Source organism: Nonomuraea sediminis (genome assembly GCF_018531495.1).
In the GTDB taxonomy this organism is placed as follows: Bacteria; Actinomycetota; Actinomycetes; order Streptosporangiales; family Streptosporangiaceae; genus Nonomuraea; species Nonomuraea sediminis.
The window spans coordinates 937,454-955,904 of record NZ_JAHDTI010000004.1 but is presented as its reverse complement, the minus strand read 5'-3'; the positions used below and the strand labels follow the sequence as shown (position 1 = coordinate 955,904).

At 70.5% G+C, this 18,451-nt stretch carries 17 protein-coding genes; 10 read left to right on the top strand and 7 right to left on the bottom strand.

Annotated elements, in window-relative coordinates; all coding sequences use genetic code 11:
- Positions 1 to 5 precede the first annotated feature (5 nt).
- Both KIK09_RS24230 and KIK09_RS24225 read left to right on the top strand, forming a co-directional pair.
- Positions 6 to 665 (top strand): DUF4230 domain-containing protein, encoded by a 660-nt coding sequence (locus KIK09_RS24230; protein WP_214321556.1) that lies wholly within the window; start codon positions 6 to 8, stop codon positions 663 to 665.
- 900 nt (positions 666 to 1,565) lie between these two features.
- Complete coding sequence (locus KIK09_RS24225) at positions 1,566 to 1,718, top strand: hypothetical protein (protein WP_214321555.1); 153 nt, start codon at positions 1,566 to 1,568, stop codon at positions 1,716 to 1,718.
- A gap of 121 nt (positions 1,719 to 1,839) precedes the next feature.
- Here the strand turns inward: KIK09_RS24225 and KIK09_RS24220 are convergent, their stop codons facing one another.
- On the bottom strand, positions 1,840 to 2,631 hold the full coding sequence (locus tag KIK09_RS24220; protein WP_214321554.1) for an alpha/beta fold hydrolase: 792 nt from the start codon (positions 2,629 to 2,631) through the stop codon (positions 1,840 to 1,842).
- Between the two features lie 334 nt (positions 2,632 to 2,965).
- Between KIK09_RS24220 and KIK09_RS24215 the strand changes: the two genes are divergently transcribed.
- A complete protein-coding gene (locus KIK09_RS24215) occupies positions 2,966 to 3,109 on the top strand; it encodes a hypothetical protein (RefSeq protein ID WP_214321553.1) in 144 nt (47 codons plus the stop codon).
- A 565-nt stretch (positions 3,110 to 3,674) separates the two neighbouring features.
- On the opposite strand, the gene KIK09_RS24210 is transcribed toward KIK09_RS24215, so the two are convergent.
- Positions 3,675 to 4,856: an acetyl-CoA C-acetyltransferase gene (locus KIK09_RS24210; RefSeq protein ID WP_214321552.1), complete on the bottom strand. Its 1,182-nt coding sequence runs from the start codon at positions 4,854 to 4,856 to the stop codon at positions 3,675 to 3,677.
- A gap of 84 nt (positions 4,857 to 4,940) precedes the next feature.
- Here KIK09_RS24210 and mce point away from each other — a divergent pair, with 84 nt between their 5' ends.
- From mce to KIK09_RS24195, 3 genes are all read left to right on the top strand, one after another.
- Positions 4,941 to 5,363 carry a methylmalonyl-CoA epimerase gene (gene mce / locus KIK09_RS24205; RefSeq protein WP_214321551.1) on the top strand — a complete coding sequence of 141 codons (423 nt, stop codon included), beginning with the start codon at positions 4,941 to 4,943 and terminating at the stop codon, positions 5,361 to 5,363.
- Positions 5,364 to 5,555: 192 nt separating this feature from the next.
- Positions 5,556 to 6,848 carry a DivIVA domain-containing protein gene (locus tag KIK09_RS24200; protein WP_214321550.1) on the top strand — a complete coding sequence of 431 codons (1,293 nt, stop codon included), beginning with the start codon at positions 5,556 to 5,558 and terminating at the stop codon, positions 6,846 to 6,848.
- Positions 6,849 to 6,983: 135 nt separating this feature from the next.
- Positions 6,984 to 8,153, top strand: a complete 1,170-nt coding sequence (locus KIK09_RS24195) for an AI-2E family transporter (protein ID WP_308164259.1) — start codon at positions 6,984 to 6,986, stop codon at positions 8,151 to 8,153.
- Here the strand turns inward: KIK09_RS24195 and KIK09_RS24190 are convergent.
- The 5 genes from KIK09_RS24190 to KIK09_RS24170 all read right to left on the bottom strand — a co-directional run bounded on the left by KIK09_RS24190 (position 8,113) and on the right by KIK09_RS24170 (position 14,149).
- Positions 8,113 to 8,907, bottom strand: a complete 795-nt coding sequence (locus tag KIK09_RS24190; RefSeq protein ID WP_308164258.1) for an alpha/beta fold hydrolase — start codon at positions 8,905 to 8,907, stop codon at positions 8,113 to 8,115. The genes KIK09_RS24195 and KIK09_RS24190 overlap by 41 nt on opposite strands.
- Positions 8,908 to 9,879: 972 nt before the next feature.
- The gene (locus tag KIK09_RS24185; RefSeq protein WP_214321548.1) at positions 9,880 to 10,638 is read right to left on the bottom strand and encodes an SDR family NAD(P)-dependent oxidoreductase; all 759 of its coding nucleotides are present in this window, start codon (positions 10,636 to 10,638) and stop codon (positions 9,880 to 9,882) included.
- A 585-nt stretch (positions 10,639 to 11,223) separates the two neighbouring features.
- A complete protein-coding gene (locus tag KIK09_RS24180; RefSeq protein WP_214321547.1) occupies positions 11,224 to 11,928 on the bottom strand; it encodes an alpha/beta hydrolase in 705 nt (234 codons plus the stop codon).
- Between the two features lie 497 nt (positions 11,929 to 12,425).
- Entirely contained in the window at positions 12,426 to 12,710 is a 285-nt protein-coding gene (locus tag KIK09_RS24175; protein WP_214321546.1) for an Rv1322 family protein, read from the bottom strand.
- Positions 12,707 to 14,149: a 3-hydroxyacyl-CoA dehydrogenase NAD-binding domain-containing protein gene (locus tag KIK09_RS24170; protein ID WP_214321545.1), complete on the bottom strand. Its 1,443-nt coding sequence runs from the start codon at positions 14,147 to 14,149 to the stop codon at positions 12,707 to 12,709. The genes KIK09_RS24175 and KIK09_RS24170 overlap by 4 nt, the downstream gene beginning before the upstream one ends.
- Before the next feature lie 36 nt (positions 14,150 to 14,185).
- Between KIK09_RS24170 and nucS the strand changes: the two genes are divergently transcribed.
- The 4 genes from nucS (at position 14,186) to KIK09_RS24150 (ending at position 18,428) form a co-directional block, all read left to right on the top strand.
- Entirely contained in the window at positions 14,186 to 14,848 is a 663-nt protein-coding gene (nucS, locus tag KIK09_RS24165) for an endonuclease NucS (RefSeq protein ID WP_214321544.1), read from the top strand.
- A gap of 228 nt (positions 14,849 to 15,076) precedes the next feature.
- Positions 15,077 to 16,366, top strand: coding sequence for a carotenoid oxygenase family protein (locus KIK09_RS24160; protein ID WP_250573568.1), 1,290 nt, complete (start codon positions 15,077 to 15,079; stop codon positions 16,364 to 16,366).
- Positions 16,366 to 16,932 carry a GNAT family N-acetyltransferase gene (locus KIK09_RS24155; protein ID WP_214321543.1) on the top strand — a complete coding sequence of 189 codons (567 nt, stop codon included), beginning with the start codon at positions 16,366 to 16,368 and terminating at the stop codon, positions 16,930 to 16,932. The genes KIK09_RS24160 and KIK09_RS24155 overlap by 1 nt, the downstream gene beginning before the upstream one ends.
- A 23-nt stretch (positions 16,933 to 16,955) precedes the next feature.
- The gene (locus KIK09_RS24150; protein WP_214321542.1) at positions 16,956 to 18,428 is read left to right on the top strand and encodes an aldehyde dehydrogenase family protein; all 1,473 of its coding nucleotides are present in this window, start codon (positions 16,956 to 16,958) and stop codon (positions 18,426 to 18,428) included.
- The last annotated feature ends 23 nt before the right edge of the window (positions 18,429 to 18,451 follow it).

Below are 18,451 nucleotides of genomic sequence, written 5' to 3'. Positions count from 1 at the left end.
GGCTCATGACTACTCCTCCGACCGCCGCCCCCGCGCGGCGCCGCCGGTGGCGATATCTGGCCGGCTTCCTCGTGCTCGTCGCCCTGCTGGTCGTGGGCGGGCGACTCGCCTGGTCCTGGCTCGACCCGCTCGGCGAACGCACGATCGACCGCAGCCAGCCCGTGCTGCTCCAGTCGATCAAGGACATGAGCCGCTTCGAGGCCGCGACAGGCTCCTTCCAGGTGGTCGTGGACCTGGAGAAGGACGCCCCCTTCCTGCCCGACGCCATCAAGGGCACCCGCACGCTGTTCGTCGGCGCGGGCGGCGTGGACGCCTACGTCGACTTCTCCGGCCTGTCAGGGAGCATGGTGACGGTGTCGCAGGACCGCAAGGAGGCCACGCTCCGCCTGCCGCACGCCGAGCTGGAGAAGCCCAACCTGGACAACAGCCGCTCCTACGTCTTCGCGCAGCAGCGCGGGCTCCTGGACCGGGTGCAGAGCTTCCTGTCGTCCTCGCCGTCCGACGAGCGGGAGCTCTACGTGCTGGCCGAGAACAAGATCGCCCAGGCGGCCCGCGAGAGCGACCTGCGCGCCCGCGCCGACGCCAACACCAAGGCGATGCTGACCGGCCTGCTCAAGTCCCTCGGCTTCACCAAAACCACCATCAAATTCTCCGACGAGCCATGACTCCCCTTCTCCTGTACGGCAAGCCACCCCACCGCCACCCACCGCACTTCGGCCGCCCCCTGTCCAGGGAAACGCTCCTCCAGCGACGCGGCCAGACCACCGCCACGACTCCACCCTCAGCCACCTGAGGCGACTCCACGTAGCCCGTCTCAACACTCCGCCACGGCCCGCGTGGAGTCGACCCGAGAGCTCCACGCGGGCCGACCGGGCACCCGAGAGCCCCCACGCTTGCCGACCAGGTCCGTGTGGAGTCGCACCCGAGAGCCTCACGCTTGCCGACCGGGTCCGCTCAGCTTGGGCCTGTGGGGTGCGGCGCTCCCGCGCGCCTTCTGGACGCTCCGCGTAGACCATCCAGGTCCGCTCCACGGACGCCGACTGGACGGCCTTGCGTGAGCCGTCCCCAACACCTCCGCGTCGGCCCACCGGGTCCGCTCCACGCGTGCCTCCGGGGTCCGCTCCCGCGCGCCTTCCAAGCGCTCCACGTAGGCCGTCCAGGTCAGCACTGCGTAGGCAGGCTGGACGGGCGCCGCGCGGGCCGAATGAGTCCGCTCACGCCCGCCTACTGAGTCGCTCCGTGTGGGCTGTTAGAGCGGCGTCGCGCGGGCCGACCGGGCAGCTTCGTGTTGGCCGTGTGGGGCCGCTCTGCGTAGGTCGCTGGGTGGCTCGTGTTGGTCGTCTTAGGCCCTCTGCGTAGGCAGGCTGGGAGGCTCTGCCTGGGTTGTTGCTGGGGTGCATAAGTGCAGGCCAGGAGTGTCTAAGTACTCCTAAGGCGGGGCTTAGGTATGGGGCGTGGGTGTGTGCGGCGGGAGATAAGGCATACGCCCGATGTGGCGGGGTGGGCCTTAGCCGCATCGTAGAGAGTGCAAGGAAGAAAGCACCGCACAGCACGGGAGACGCGAGATGAACGCCGAGCTCGAGTACGCAGTAATGAAGAACCACGCCGAGGAGCTGCGGGCCGCCGCGGCGCAGCACCGCCGGGTACGCGAGGCGCAGAAGGCGCACAGCTCCGAGCGCCGCACCCGCTCCGCCTTCGCCCGCTTCCTCTCCTCATGAAGTCGTCAAGAAAGCCCGGCCGCAACCTCCCTCGCGGCCGGGCCGAACTTCCCCCCTGATGACAGGGCGCGAGACCGGGGCTCGCGCCCTTCTTCATGTCAGGACCTCCGCCGCCTGTTCTTCATATCAGAACCTCCGCCGCCTGGTCCTCGATCACTCGGGCGACCGATTCGGGACTACGTACGTGGGCGCCGTGGCCCTGGCCGGGCATGACGACGCGTCGGCAGTTCGGCAGGCGGGCCTGGAGCGCGTCGAGCCGTTCACCCAGATGGGCGGGGCTGGTCTCGCCGCCGAGCAAAACGGTCGGCACGTCGATCGCCGCGTAGGCCTCGAGCCGATCACCCAGCGCTTCGATGGCCACCAGGTCGTCCACCTGCCGCAACGCCAGCGCCCGCATCCGTGGCACGGCACCGATGAGCAGCGCCCCCAGCACGGCCTGCGCGGGCGGCACCCGTACGACTCCGCCCAGGAAGGCGCGCATCGCGGGGACGGGACGCCCAGCCTCGGCCGCCGCCCTGGCCTTGGCGACGGCCTCGCGGCCCAGCGACTCCCCGATCACCACGGGCGGCTCATAGAGCACGGAACCAGCGAACGTCCCCGGCGCGCGCACCATGGCCTCGAGGGCGACTACCGCGCCCGAGGAGTGGCCGACCAGCAGGAGCGGGGTGCCGAGGGTCGCGGCGACGGCCAGCGCGTCGTCGGCCTCCTGCGCCATCGTGCACGCCGGCCGCAGGTCCTTCCTGTACTGCCTGCGCTGGATCCGCACCACGCGGAAGCGCCGCGCCAGCAGGCCCGCCACGCGCTGCCACTGGGTCCCGTCGTCCAGCCCCGCGTGCAGGACCAGGACGACCGGCCCCTGCCCTTCGTCGTGCGCCCGGATCTCGATGCCGTCGGCGGCTTCCACCGTGAGCATGCCTGCCTCCTTAGCAACGCTAAGCGGACCTTAGCACCGCTAAGGCAACCTTGTGAACAGTCCCCGCACCGCTCGAGACGCGGTCCGAACGTTCGGCGAGGAGGTGGGCGGCATGGGCGGTGTGGGCTTCTCGCGGTGTGTGTCCGTTGCGGGCTTGGGTGGTAGGGGCGGCTTTGAGTACGGGCTTTTGTCTTTGGCAGGGGGGCTGAGGCGGTGGTCTAGGTATCCCTATGCGGTGTTCGGCGCAGAGATAAGGCATCCGTCCGATGTGACGGGAGGGGCCTTAGGAGGAGTGTTAAAGGTGCCAACAAGGAGCACCTTCCAAGGAGCCGAGATGCACGCCGAGCTCGAGTACGTAGTGATGAAGAACCACGCTGAGGAGCTGCGCAGGGCCGCTGCCAAGCACCGGACGATCCAGGAGGCCAAGGGCCGCAAGTCCGGGCGCCGTTCGGTGTTCGCCCGCTTCCTCTCCTCATGAAGACGTCAAGAAGGCCCGGCCGCAACCTCCCTCGCGGCCGGGCCAATCTCCCTCCCTAGTACTTAGGGAGCCGACATATTGCACCCACACCAGAGGGCGAGAGATTCCGGGTCTCTCGCCCTCTTCTCATGCCCAGGGTCCGCCCCGTCAGGTCGGAGGATCCAGCACACCGTCTTGTCGCGTGCACTGCGCGCCGTCTTGCGCGCGGACCGCACGCCCGCTTGTCGCGCAGCACACAGCACACCCTCTTGTAGCACGCACGACACACCCTTTTGTCGCTCCTACGGAGCGCTCTCTTGGCCGCGCGCTCGGCACGCCTATGTGCCGCGCGTACGGCATGCCTATGTATCGCGCGTACGGCAGGCCTTCTCGAAGCAGGGCACGGTACGGCTCCCGTGCCCGGGTTCCGCCTCGTGAGCGCGCGTTCTCGGGTGTGCGTGACCGCCCGGGCGGGTTCCGGGCGCCGTGGCGGCGGGGTAGTGGCATCGACTCGCCGTGAGCGCCGGTCGCGGGTCCTCAGCCGAAGTACGGCGGGCGGCCGGTGGGGCGGCCCGCCGTACAGACGTCACGAAACAGTGATGATCAGAGCATCCCCCTGGCCGCCGCCGCCGCACAGGCCGGCGGCGCCGGTGCCGCCGCCGCGGCGCTTGAGCTCGTGGGCCAGGGTGAGGACGATGCGCGCGCCCGAGGCGCCGATCGGGTGGCCGAGCGCGATGCCGCCGCCGTTGACGTTGACCTTGTCGAGCGGCAGGCCGAGCTCCTTGGCCGACTGGAGCACCACGCTGGCGAACGCCTCGTTGATCTCCACCAGGTCCAGGTCGTCGACCGTGAGGCCCTGCTTGCCCAGGGCGTGCTTGATGGCGTTGGCCGGCTGCGACTGCAGCGAGGCGTCGGGGCCGGCGACGTTGCCGTGGCGGCCGATCTCGGCCAGGTACGGCAGGCCGAGCTCCTCGGCCTTGGCCTTGGACATGACGACCACCGCGCAGGCGCCGTCGGAGATCTGGGAGGCCGAGCCCGCGGTGATCGTGCCGTCGGCGGCGAAGGCGGGCCTGAGGCGGGACAGCGTCTCCACGGTCGTGTCGCCGCGGACGCCCTCGTCGTCCTTGACCAGGATCGGCTCGCCGCGGCGCTGCGGGATCTCGACGGGCACGATCTCGTCGGCGAAGACGCCGTTCTTGATCGCGGCGACGGCCAGCTGGTGCGAACGGGCCGACAGCTCGTCCTGCTCCTCGCGGCCGATCCCGAGGCGGGCGTTGTAGCGCTCGGTCGACTCGCCCATCGCGCACTGGTCGAAGGCGCAGAACAGGCCGTCGTGCGCCATGGAGTCGACGATGCCCGCGTTGCCGTACTTGACGCCCTTGCGCAGGTCGGGGATCAGGTGGGGGGCGTTGGTCATGGACTCCATGCCGCCCGCGACCACGATGTCGAACTCGCCCGCCCTGATCAGCTGGTCGGCCAACGCGATGGCGTCGAGCCCCGACAGGCACACCTTGTTGACGGTGAGCGACGGGACGGTCATCGGGATGCCGGCCTTGACCGCGGCCTGGCGGGAGGGGATCTGGCCGGCGCCCGCCTGGAGCACCTGACCCATGATCACATATTCGACCTGCTCGGGCGAGACGCCGGCGCGTTCGAGCGCGGCCTTGATCGCGATTCCGCCCAGTTCGACGGCCTGCAGGCCGGACAGGCCCCCGAGCAGCTTGCCGATCGGGGTGCGAGCTCCGGCGACGATGACGGAACCAGACATGGCAGGGGCCTCCTGTGCGCGTGCGGGGTCGTTTGACACGATACCCACGAGCAGCCGGATCACCGCCATGGAGGTAGGCCACACATGTTCATGCGCATCGACCACATCGGGATCGCCTGCCACGACCTGGAGGAGAAGATCGCGCTCTTCTCCTCGCTGTTCGACCTGGAGGTGGTGGCCCGCGAGGTGAACGAGGAGCAGGGGGTCAAGGAGGCCATGCTCCACATCGCCGACGGCGAGGGCGGGGGCTCCTACATCCAGCTCCTCGAGCCTCTCTCCGCAGACTCGCCTGTTGGAAAATACCTGGCCAAGCGCGGTGAAGGCGTCCACCATGTCGCGTTCGGCGTCCCGGACGTCGCGCAGGCGATGGAGCAGATTGGGGAGAAGGGCGTCAGGCTCCTCGACGAGCGTCCCCGGCACGGGTCCATGGGCTCCTCGATCGCGTTTCTGCACCCCAAGGACGTAGGAGGAATGCTCACGGAACTGGTCCAAGCCGCCAGACCATAGCAACAGCAATAAACGTTCAGTATGTAACTAGTGACGCAGAAAGTTGGACGGGGCCTCCAAGGCGGCACCAGCGGAGTACGCTGGCCTTCCACCGGACATGGGTCTTGCCGTGAGGCATGGGCTCCTGGCTCGGATGTCCCGACCCCCCGTCCGGCCCGTGTAGCCGTCTCGACAACCCAGGATCGAGCCTCCATGCAGTCCGACATCGACGCCCAGCTCAACAACTTCTTCGAGGATGCCCCAGCACGCGAGTTCGACGTCGTGCTCCGCGGTTATGACCGGCACCAGGTCCACGACCATTTGAAGCAGCTCGACAACGAGTTGCGCCAGTCCCGCGAGCAGGTCGGCTCCCTCCAGCGTGACCTGTCCGACTCCCAGCGCCAGCTCCAGGAACAGGAGCGGCCCACCTACTCCGGTCTCGGCGCCCGCATCGAGCAGTTGCTCAGGCTTGCCGAGGAGCAGGCGACCGAGCTCGTGCAGGCCGCTAGGTCCGAGGCCAACGAGATCAAGGCCGCGGCCAAGGTGGAGGCCGCCGACCTGCGAGCAGCCGCCGAGTCGGAGGCCGCTGACAAGCGCGCCCAGGCCACGCGCGAGAGCGACGACATGCGCACGACCGCCGAGCGGGAGGCCGAGGAGATCCGCTCGACCGCCAGGCGCGAGTCCGACGAGCTGACCGCCACGACCGAGCGTGAGGCGGCCAAGCTGCGGGCCACCGCCGACCACGAGGTGGCCGAGAAGCGCGCCGACGCCGAGCGTGAGATCGCCAAGCTGCGCACCACGACCGAGCGCGAGGTGGCCCAGCTGCGGGCCTCGACCAAGCGCGAGCGCGACGAGGTGCTCACCACGGCCAAGCGCCAGGCCGATGAGATGCGGGCGCAGGCGCAGCGGGTCCTGGAGGAGTCCGAGGCCAAGCGGGCGCAGGACGAGGCGGAGTTCGAGATCCAGCTGGCCGCCCGGCGCGAGGAGGCCGAGCGCCAGGAGGCCGAGCGCCACGCCACCGCGCAGGCCGCGACGCAGAAGCTGGTCGCCGAGGCCGAGCAGCGCGCCGCGACCGCCGAGTCGCGGGCCACCAAGGCCACCCAGCAGGCCGATCAGACCCGCCGCGAGGCGGACCTGCACGCCAAGCAGCTGGTCGCCAACGCTCGCAAGAGCTCGGAGCAGATCGTGGCCGAGGCCAAGAGCAGCGCCGAGACGATCACCACCGAGGCCAAGAACGAGGCCGAGCGCACCCGCACCTCGATGCAGCGCCAGGTCGACGAGCTCACCCGCCAGCGCGACAGCATCACCAGCCACCTCGCCCAGCTGCGCCAGCTGCTCGGTGGGGCCGCGCTGCCCGGCATGGAGCCCGAGCCGGTGGCCGCCGCTCCGGCCAAGCCGGCGATCGCCGCACCCGCCAACGACAAGCCCGCCGCGGCGGCGCCCGCCCCGGCTCCGGCCAAGGCGGAGGCCAAGTCCGAGGACGACGCTGAGTGGTGGCAGGAGTAGTAACCGCCTACACGGGGGCTGAATGACGGCTGGAGAGAGCCTGGCGACCGGTATGGTCGCTAGGCTCTCTTTTTGCTTGCGAGTACGGCCTGGCCGTCCTCGATGCGGTTCGCCCCCTATCCCGAGGAGCCCGCTGTGCCCCCCGAACCCGCACCGGAGTCCGGCGGCGCCGCTGTCGCAGGCGGGGTGCCGCATGCCCGGTCCGCCACCACTGTGGCGCCCACGAGCGAATCCACCGAGGCGGACTATGAGGCGGCCCTGCCGTACGGGCTGCCGGGGAAACCGCTGCGGCGGGGGCCGTTCCTGTTCGGGCTGGTGGGCGGGCTCGGCGTACTGACCGCGATCGCGATCGCGCAGATGATCGTGCACTCGCTGAGCGTCATCATCCTGGTCGTGGTGGCCATGTTCCTGGCCGTCGGGCTGAACCCGGCGGTGGAGGCGCTGCAGCGGCGCGGGCTGGCCAGGCGGGGCGCGATCTCCATCGTGTTCGCCGGCGTGATCGTGGCGTTCGTGCTGTTCGGGCTCGCCGTGGTGCCACCGGTGAGCAAGCAGATGGCCGAGTTCATCGCGGCCGTTCCCGGCTACTTCAACGAGCTGACCGGCAACGCGACGCTGCGCAAGCTGGACGCCGACTTCCAGATCCTGCCGACGCTGCGCGCGTTCGTGACGGGCACGCTGGGGCCGGCGCTGGCCAGCGGCGTGGTGGGCGCGGGCCTGGTGGTGCTCAACGGGGTGTTCACCGGCGTGACGCTGCTGGTGCTGATGCTCTACTTCCTCGGCTCGCTGCACACGATCAAGGACTACCTGCTCAAGCTCGTGCCCGCCTCCCGCAGGGAGCGTACGCGCCGCATCACCGAGGAGGTGCTGGACGGCATCGGCGGCTACGTGGCGGGCAACGTGCTCATCTCGGTCATCGCGGGCGTGCTCACGTGGATCTTCCTGTCGATCGCGGACGTGAAGTACGCGCTGGCGCTCGCCCTCGTGGTGGCGCTGACGGACCTGATTCCGCTGGTCGGCGCCACGATCGGCGCGGTGCTCGTGACCGGGGTGGCGTTCCTGCAGTCGGTGCCCGCGGGCATCGCCTGCGCGATCTTCTTCATCGTCTACCAGCAGGTCGAGAACTACCTCATCTACCCGAGGGTCATGAAGCGCTCGGTGGACGTCACCCCTGCCGTGACCGTGATCGCGGCCCTGTTCGGCGGCGCGCTCCTCGGGATCGTGGGCGCGCTGCTGGCCATCCCGGTGGCCGCCGCGATCGCGCTGGTCATCCGTGAGATCGTGCTTCCCCGCCAAGCTCGGAGTTGAGGAACCCGAGCACCGCGGCGTTGAACGCCTCAGGCTGCTCGACCGCGCTCAGATGCCCGGCCTTGGGGATGACCTCCAGCCGCCCCTCGGGCACGGCCTGCGCCATCGCCTCGGCGTCGGCCAACGGTGACAGCTCGTCCTCCTCGCCCACCACGACCAGCGCGGGCACCTTCAGCCCCGCCAGCGTCTCGAACGAGGCGGGACGGCGCGCCATCGCCCGCTGCGCCCACGCCGCCGCCTGCGGCGGTGCAGACTGCACCAGCCCGCGGACCCGGCCGAAGACCATCGCCCTGCGCTCCCTGGTCGTCCTGCCGATCAGCGCCGGCAGGACGTCCCTGATCAGCACCTCGCTGCCGTCCTCGAGCACGGCCCTGGCGATGCGTTCCCGGTTCTCCTGCGCGGGTGGCGGGTCGGGCGAGGCCTTGGTGTCGGCCAGGATCACGCCCATCACCCGATCAGGATGCCTGCGGCAGAACGCCATCGTCACGTAGCCGCCCATCGACAGCCCGCCGACCACCGCCCGGTCGATGCCCTCCTCGTCCAGCAGCGCCGCGACGTCGTCGGCCATCAGGTCGAGCGACGGCTCGTCGGCCCCCAGCCGCGAGCCCCCGAACCCCCGCAGGTCGGGCGTGACCACCCGGCACGCACGCGCCAGCCCTTCCCGCTGCGCCAGCCACATCGCCGAGGACAGGGGGAACGCGTGTAGCAGTACGACCGGGATCCCGGTCCCGGCTGATCTCGTGTAGAGCTGCACGGACCAAACGTTAGCCCCCTCACTCCTTCTGACAAGCGCCTCTCCCTTCTCGTTACCAGCGCCGCCTCTTTCCTCCGCGCTCATACGGCACCACTTCCTCAGGCGCTTCCTCTTCAGGGCTGCAGCTTCCTCCCGTTCGACAGGTCTCTTCCTCATGTACGGCAAGCCCCCGCCCACGGCCGCCCACCGCACTCCGGCTGAGGACCCGCGCCCGGCGCCCCCGGCGAGTCGATGCCACTCCCCGCCGCAACGCCACCCGCAACCGTGGCCCCCCGGCCCCGGCCACCCACCGCACATGGCGCCGCCTCCTCCCGCCCACCACCCCGCCGACCCGGCGCCTGACAAAACCCCGGCACCCGACCTCCACGCCCCGGCGCCCGGCCACCACGCGCCGGGGTCAGTGAGAAGGCGTATGGCGGTCGACCGGCGCCCCCCGTACGGCGAAGCCCAGCAACCCACCCCACGACGCCCGGCCACCACGCGCCGGGGTCGGCGAGAAGGCGTACGGCGGACGACCGGCGCTTCGTACGGCGGTTCAGGGACCGTGGTGCCCGGGGTCGGAAGAACCCCGGTGGGCGGGAGCAAGGGGGGCCGTGGTGGATGGGTTGCGTGGTGGCGTGGCGGGCAGTGGCAAGGGACCGCGGTGGATGGGTTACGTAGTGGCGTGGCGGCGAGGTAGCGGCATCGACTCGCCGGGAGCGCCGGGCGCGGGTCCTCAGCCGGAGTGCGGCGGGCGGCGGGTGGCGGCGGCATGCCGTACAACATCGAGCCCGACACATGCCCGAGCCGGTAGACGATAGCGGCATGCCCTACAACACCGAGCCCGATATGTGCCGAGCCTGTAGACGGTAGCGGCATGCCGTACAACACCCAGCCCGGCATGTGCCCGAGCATGCTCAAGCGCGCGGGCGGTGGCGGCCTGCCGTACGGAAGCGGAGGGCAGGGGCCGTGCGGTGGGGAGAGGTGGATCGGTTAGATCGCTGTGGCGCCGCCGTCGATGAAGAGGACCTGGCCGGTCATGTAGGCGGAGGCGTCGCTGGCGAGGAAGACGGCCGGGTGGGCCATCTCCTCGGGCGTGCCCCAGCGGCGCATCGGGACGCCGGCGACCGTGGAGGCGCCGGCGGACTCGTCTTCCCAGAGGTTCCTGTTGAGGTCGGTGGCGGTCCAGCCGGGGCACAGGGCGTTGACGCGTACGCCGGCGGCGGCCCATTCGACCGCCAGGGTCTTGGTCAGGGCCACCAGGCCCGCCTTGGCGGCCGCGTACGGTGCCAGGAACGGCGCGCCCAGCGCGGCGACGGACGCGACGTTGATGACCGACCCGGTGCGGCGCTCCAGCAGGTGCGGGGCGATCGTGTGGCAGACGGTCATGGCGGAGTCGAGGTTGAGGCGCATCAGCTTGTCCCAGCCGGACAGGCGCAGGTCCTTGAACTCGACCAGGAAGTTCGACCCTCCGGCGTTGTTGACCACGATGTCCACGTGGCCCAGGCCCTCGATCGCGGCGTGCACGGACGCGGCGGCGGCCTCGCGATCGGTCAGGTCTGCGGGGATCACCACGGCCTGCCGTCCCAGCGCCTCGACCTCCTTGGCCACCTCGGACAGCGCCTCGGCGGACCGCGACACGAGCGCCACGTCGGCGCCCGCCTCGGCGTACGCGAGCGCGATCGCCCGCCCGATCCCCTTGGACGCCCCGGTCACCAGGGCCTTCCTACCCGCCAACCCGAACGCACCCATCCCGCCTCCTAAGCCGACCGAACAAGATTCTACAAACCCACTCCCCATCCAACCACCACGAACCGCCCTTCCAAGACGCGGGTTCACACGCGAACGCTTGCCGCACACTGGGGCCTGCGCGACGAGCCCCCGTACGAGGGCACCGACCACCGACCTGGCGCCCGACGGGCTCTCGCCCAAGGCGCCACCCCGATGGGAGACGCGAGCGCATGCCGGGCGCTAGGACTTTCCGGGCATTGGGACTCGCCGGGTGCGGGTGCTTGGGCTTGTGCGGGTGGGTCGCCGTACGAGGGCGCCGATCGCCGCCGACCCACGCCCCACCGACCCGGCGCCTGGTGGGTCACCCGACGGGGCGGCGTGGGCATCCTGCGTCGCCTCGCTTCGCTTGAGCTGGCGTGGGCGGGGTGGGTCCCTACGCTGGGGCGGCAAGTGCGGGACGCCTCACACGACTGGGCGGCGGGTGCAGGACACCTCACCCGACTGAGCGGCGGATGCGGGACGCCTCACACGACTGGGCGGCGGGTGCGGGCCCCGCTTCGTGCCACGGCCATCTCAGTTCCGCGTGCTGGGGTTCGGGGGTGCGGGTTAGAGCTCGGTGGGGAGGGGGTGGGCGGTGGGGTTTACGTGGCGGACTATTTGGTTGAGGGCTGTGCGGACGTAGGGTTCGCCTACCCAGAGGTGTTTGGCGCCGTCCACCCCGATGACCTCTGCCTGGGGGACTCTGGCGAAGCGGCGGCGGGCCTCGTCCGGGCGGAGGTAGTCGTCGAACTCCGGGACCAGGACCACCAGGGGGCGTCCGAAGGCGGCCCAGGCGTCCAGGTCGGCGTCCGTGGCGCGGTGGAGCGGCGGCGACAGGAGGATGGCGCCTTCCACGAGGGGGTCGTGGGCCCACTTGAGGGCGAGTTCCGTGCCGAAGGACCAGCCGACCACCCACACGTGGGGGAGGTCGTGGAATTCGGCGTACTCCAGTGCCGCCAGCACGTCGAAGCGCTCCCCCTCCCCACCGTCGAAGGTGCCCTGGGAGGTGCCACGCTCCGAGGACGTGCCGCGGGTGTTGAAGCGGAGCACCGCCAGGTCGGCGAGAGCGGGCAGGCGGTTGGCGGCCTTCTTGAAGATGTGGCTGTCCATGAAGCCGCCGTGCGTGGGCAACGGGTGGAGCGTGACGAGTGTGGCCACCGGCGGTTTGTCCAGCGGCTGGGCCAGCTCGCCGACCAGCGTCAGGCCGTCGCCCGTGTGCAGTTCGATGGGCTCACGCCGGGCGGGCAGCACGGTCGCCGCGCGAATCTCCACGTTCGTCCCTTCGCTTATGGCCGCGGTCCGAGACCCTACGGTAGTGGCCGCGCCGGTGTGCGCAGTCGGCAAGGGTCTCCCCACGGCTCCGGCCCTGTTCCGAGGGCGTTGTTCTGAGGCTGATCTTGTACGGCAAGCCGCCGCAACCGGCCGCCCGCCGTACTCCGGCTGAGGGCCCGCGAGCGGCGCTTCCGGCGAGTCGGGGACGCTTGCTCGCCGTCACGACGCTTCGTGACGCGGGCACCACGGTCCCCCTGGCCCGCCGTACAAGGCGCCGGACAACCACCGCCCCCTCCTCGCCGACCCCGGCGCGGGACGAACCCGCGGACCAAGACGCGGAGATCCCAATGCACCGGGGTCCTGAAGCGCGAGCGATCCCGAGGCGCAGGGTTGCGAAACGCGAAGCTTCCGAAGCCCAAGGGTCCCGAAGCGCGAGGGCCTGAAGCACGGAAGCCTGAAGCGCGGGGAGCGATTGGGCGCCCGGCGAGCGCCGGAGGTCAGTAGCGGGAGCGGCCGGGGCCGCGGTCGAGGCGTTTGCGCCAGCAGGTCGTGTGCCAGTGGCGGCGTTCGTCGTCGCCGCCCGGCCAGTTGGGCCAGCTGACCAGGTGGGGCTGACCGGCGGGGATCTCCTGGTCGCAGCCGGGGCAGCGGTATGCCTTGCCCGAGCCTCTGAGCATTCTGACCTTCCACTCGCCGTCCGGCCATTCCTCGACCCGGTCGACACCCCGGGCGGACAGCGGCGGCGCGGGGGATTCCTTGCGGCGGGCGCGGCGCGGGCTCATGGGCGCGGGAAGGTGGTGAGCCCGGCGGTGACGAGCTGGTCGAGCAGCGGCGCGGGTGCGAAGGCCGGCTCACGGTACTCGGCGTAGAGGGCGCGCAGGCCGTCGCGCACCCGGGCCAGGCCCAGCGACTCCAGCGTCTCGAAGGGGCCGTGCGGGTATCCGCAGCCCAGCCGCATGGCGGTGTCGATGTCGTCGATCGAGGCGTACCCGGACTCGTACATCCGGACGGCGTCGTTCAAGTACGGAAAAATCAGGGCGTCGAGCACGAACCCCGCCCGGTCCTTGCAGGCCACCGGCGTCAGCCCGATCACGGTCATCAGATCCCGGGCCGCCAGCGCCGCCTCGGCGGAGGTCAGCACGGTCGACGCGAGCTCCACCACGGGCTCCGCCAGGTGCACCCCCACCAGCCGCTCGGGCCGCGCCAGCCGTACGGCATGCTCCACGACCGGCCGATCCCCCACGTGCAGAACGACGTCCGGGTCGTCGGACTCCTTGAAACCCGCCTCGGCCAGCCGTACCGCCAGCGAGGGAGAGCCCTGCACGGCGAAGGTCGCGACGTCCGACTTGTCGCCAGGCTTCGCGGGCTCCTCGGCGGGCGCGTAGAAGCCGCGCCCGCTCTTGCGCCCGAGCAGCCCGGCGCCGACCAGCTCCCGCAGCAGCGGCGAGGGTGCGTGCCGCAGCGAGCGCGTCTCGTCGAAGAGCGCGCCCATGATCTCGTAGGCGGTGTCGAGCCCGATCAGGTCGAGCAGCGTGAACGGCCCCATCGGCAGCCCCGCGCCGAGCTTGACGGCCGCATCGACGCCGTCACGGTCGGCCACTCCCAGCTCGAGCAGTTGGGCGGCGTGGTTCAGGTAGGGCAGCAGCAGCCGGTTCACGACGAACCCGGCCCGATCCCCGACCACGATCGCCCGCTTACCCAAATTTGCTGACAAATCCCCAATGTCGGACAGGACCGTGGGTGCCGTCACCACCGTCCCCACGACCTCGACCAGCCGCATCACCGGAGCCGGATTGAAGAAGTGCAGGCCGACGACCTGCGACGCCCGTCCCGTGGCAGCGGCCAGCGCGGTCACCGGCAGCGAGGAGGTGTTGGTGGCCAGCACGGCCGACGGCTTGCAGATCCGGTCGAGCTCCCCGAACAGCGCGAGCTTGTACTCCAGCACCTCGGGAATCGCCTCGACCACGAGATCGGCCTCGCGCAGGTCGCCCCGCGAGGTGGTGAGCGTGACGCGCCCGAGGATCTCCTCGCGCTCGACGGCGGTCAGTTTGCCCCTGTCGACCGCCCGCCCGGTGGACCTCTCCAGGTGCCCACGCCCCCTGGCCAGAGCCTCGGCGTCCGCCTCGACCCCGATCACCCGGATCCCTGCCCGCGCGAACACCTCCGCGATCCCGGCCCCCATCGTGCCGAGACCGACAACTCCCACCCTGTCGAACGCCATGCGTCCAGTTTTCCAGAGCCGCTAGGGTTGACGGTCATGCGGCTGGTCATCGCGCGATGCAGCGTGGATTACATCGGACGGCTCACGGCACACCTGCCGATGGCGCCCAGGCTCGTGCTCATCAAGGCAGACGGAAGCGTGAGCATTCACGCCGACGACCGCGCCTTCAAGCCGCTGAACTGGATGAACCCGCCGTGCAAGCTCAAGGAGGACGGCGGGACCTGGACCGTCACGCACGGCAAGACGGGCGAGAAGCTCGTCCTGACCATGGACGAGATCCTGCACGACTCCTCGCACGAGCTCGGCGTCGACCCGGGCCTGATCAAGGACGGCGTCGAGGCCCACCTGCAGGAGCTGCTGGCCGAGCACATCACCACGCTCGGCGAGGGCTACTCGCTGATCCGCCGCGAGTACATGACGGCGATCGGCCCCGTCGACATCCTCTGCCGCGACGCCACGGGCGCCACGGTCGCCGTCGAGATCAAGCGCCGCGGCGAGATCGACGGCGTCGAGCAGCTCACGCGCTACCTCGAGCTGCTCAACCGCGACCCGCTGCTCTCCCCCGTCCGCGGCGTCTTCGCCGCCCAGGAGATCAAGCCCCAGGCCCGCGTCCTGGCCACCGACCGCGGCATCGACTGCGTCACCCTCGACTACGCCGCCTTGCGCGGCATCGAGCCGGAGAACCCAACCCTCTTCTGAGAGGTACGGCAAGCCACCCCACCGACCGCCCGCCGCACTCCGGCTGAGGACCCGCGACCGGCGCTTGCGGCGAGTCGGGGCCGCTGACCCACCGCCACGGCGCACGGAACCGGCCTGGGTCGGGTCGCATGAAAACCCTGCCCAGGCGGCGCCATTGCCCGTCATTCCAATATTGACAGGTCGTATGTGGAGCTTCTACGTTTGACCTATCAAGATTGGAGTATTGCGATGATGCCCAGCTACCTGAGCGGCAACCTGGCCCCGGTCCCCGACGAGATCGACGCGCACGACCTGCCCGTCGACGGAAAGCTGCCCGACGAGCTGACCGGCAGGTACTTCCGCAACGGCCCCAACCCGAAGCCGGGCGACGACCCCGGGCACTGGTTCGTCGGCGACGGCATGCTGCACGGCATCCGGCTCAGGGACGGCAGGGCCGAGTGGTACCGCAACCGCTGGGTGAAGACCCGGAAATTCACCGACAACGCCAAATTCATCACCGACACCGGCCTCGACCTGTCCGCCGTGACGGCCAACACCAGCGTGATCCGGCACTCCGAGCGCATCTTCGCGCTGGTCGAGAACGGCCTGCCGTACGAGATGACGCCGGAGCTGGCGACGGTGGGCCCGTGTGACTTCGGCGGGCGGCTGACGACGGCGATGACCGCCCACCCCAAGCAGGACCCGGTCACCGGCGAGCTGCACTTCTTCGGCTACGGGTTCATGCCGCCGTTCCTGACCTACCACCGGCTGTCGAAGGCGGGCGAGCTGGTGGAGTCCCGGGAGATCGAGGTCCCGGCGTCCACGATGATGCACGACTTCGCCGTCACCGAGCACCACCTGCTGTGGCTGGACCTGCCGGTGGTCTTCGACCTGAACAGGCCCGGCATGCCCTACGACTGGGAGGAGTCCTACGGCGCGCGGATCGGCGTGACGCCGCGCGCGGGCGGCCCGACCCGGTGGTTCGAGGTGGACCCCTGCTACGTCTTCCACGTGGGCAACGCCTGGGAGGACGAGCAGGGACGCATCGTGCTGAACGCGGCCCGCTACTCCGGCGAGTCGTTCGCGGGCACGTGGCGGCGCATCGGCGGGAGCAACGACCCGGCCAGGCAGGCGGCCAGGCAGGGCGGCGCGTCCCTGCACCGGTGGACGCTCGACCCGCGCACCGGCACGGTGACCGAGGAGCCGCTGGACGACCGCACGATCGAGTTCCCGACGTACAGGGACGACCTGTGCGGCACCGCCAGCCGCTACCTGTACACGGTCGGCAAGGAGAGCGTCGTCAAGTACGACCAGCGCACCGGCGAGGCCCAGGTCAGGCAGACCGGCGGCGACACCGGCGAGGCGGTCTTCGTGCCCGCCTCCGACGCCGAGGACGACGGCTGGCTGCTGTCGATCGTGACCTCGGGCGAAACGTCCGAGCTGCTGGTCCTGCACGCCGCGGACCTTTCGCGGGTAGCGTCGGTACGGCTACCGCGGCGCGTGCCCGCGGGCTTCCACGGCACCTGGCTGGAGGACTGATGATCCGATCGGCGGACAAGGACCAGGACACCGTCGAGCTCGGCGAGGTGCTGGCCAGGGCCTTCCACGACGACCCGGTGATCCTGTGGATGCTGCCCGGGGGCAAGGGTTCTGCGCTGATGTTCGCCACGCTGGCCCGCTACCAGCACGCGCTGGCCGACCTGGCCTACCGCGACGACGTGATGGCAGGGGCCGCGCTGTGGGACCCGCCGGGCCATGAAGGTGACATGGAGGGCGCCATCCCCGGTTTCGTCGAGGCCATGGGCGACCGGGTGAGCCACGGCATGCTGCTGGAGGAGGCCCTGGCCGCCCACCGCCCGAAGGAGCCGCACTGGTACCTGGCCCAGATCGGCGTGGTGCCCGAGGCCCAGGGATCCGGCGTGGGCGGCGAGCTGATGCGGGCGGGTCTGGCCCGCGTCGACGCCGAAGGGCTGGCCGCCTACCTGGAGAGCAGCAAGGAGTCGAACGTCCCGATCTACGAGCACTACGGCTTCACCGTCACCGAGCGCGTCGACCTGCCCGACGGGCCACCGATGTGGGGCATGTGGAGACCTAGTAAGCGATAGCTTACGGAGTTATCGTGGCGGCCATGACGACGCTGACGTTCGACTCCCTGAATCCGGCGACCGGTCAGGTCGTCGGCAGCCATCCCCAGCAGAGCGCCGAGGCCGTGCACGAGGCGGTCGGCAGGGCGGAGGAGGCTGCGGCCTGGTGGGCCGGGATCGGCCCCGCCGAGCGCAGGCGCCGCCTGCTCGACTACAAGGCCGTCATCACGCGCGACCTCAGGGAGCTGGCGCGGCTCGTCCACGAGGAGACCGGCAAACCGGTCGGCGACGCCACGCTGGAGATCGTGCTGGCCATCACGCACCTCGACTGGGCGGCCAAGCACGCGCAGAAGGTCCTCGGCCGCCGCCGCGTCGCGACCGGCATGATCGGCATGAACCTGTCGGCCACGCTGGAGTACCTGCCGCTGGGCGTGGTGGGCGTGATCGGCCCGTGGAACTACCCGGTCTTCACCCCGATGGGCTCGATCGCCTACGCCCTGGCCGCGGGCAACGCGGTAGTCTTCAAGCCGAGCGAGCTCACCCCAGGGGTGGGCGTACGGCTGGCCGAGCTGTTCGCCGAGTCCGTGCCCGAGCAGCCGGTGTTCCAGACCGTGACGGGCCTCGGGGAGACCGGCGCGTTCCTGGCCAAGGACCCGCGGGTCAAGAAGATCGCCTTCACCGGGTCGACCGCGACGGCCAAGCGGGTCATGGCCGCCTGCGCGGAGAACCTGACCCCGATCGTGGCCGAGTGCGGCGGCAAGGACGCCTTCATCGTGGACTCCGACGCCGACCTGCCGGCCGCGGCGGAGGCGTGCCTGTGGGGCGCGATGTCGAACGCGGGCCAGACGTGCGTGGGCGTCGAGCGGGTCTACGTGGTCGACGCGGTCTACGAGCCGTTCATGCGGGAGCTGACCGAGCGGGTGGCCAGGGTCAAGGCCGGGGAGCACTACGGCCCGATCACCATGCCGGGGCAGCTGGACATCATCCGGCGCCACATCGACGACGCCACCAAGACCGGAAAAATCGTGACCGGTGGGCCGGAGTCGGTCCGCGCGCCGTATGTCGATCCTGTCGTGGTGGAGGACGTGCCCGAGGACTCGCCTGCCGTACGGGAGGAGACGTTCGGCCCGACGATCACGGTCAGGCGGACCAGGGACGCCCAGGAGGCGCTGAATCTGGCCAACGCCTCGGCCTACGGGCTGGCGGGCACGATCTTCTCGCGCAACGCCCGGCGGGCCATGGAGCTGGCCAGGGCGATGCGGACCGGAATGACGGCGATCAACTCGGTCATCTCCTTCGCCGGGGTTCCCGCGCTGCCGTTCGGCGGGGTGGGCGACTCGGGGTTCGGGCGCATCCACGGCGCAGACGGGCTGCGCGAATTCGCCAGGCCGAAGGCCGTATCCCGGCAGCGCTTCGCCCTGCCCGGCATGAACCTGACCTCGTTCTCCCGCGGCCAGGAAGAGCTTGACCGGCTGATCAGACTCGTCACGTTCTTGCATGGTCGACGAAAGAGGTAATGTTCACACTCTTTCCTATAAGG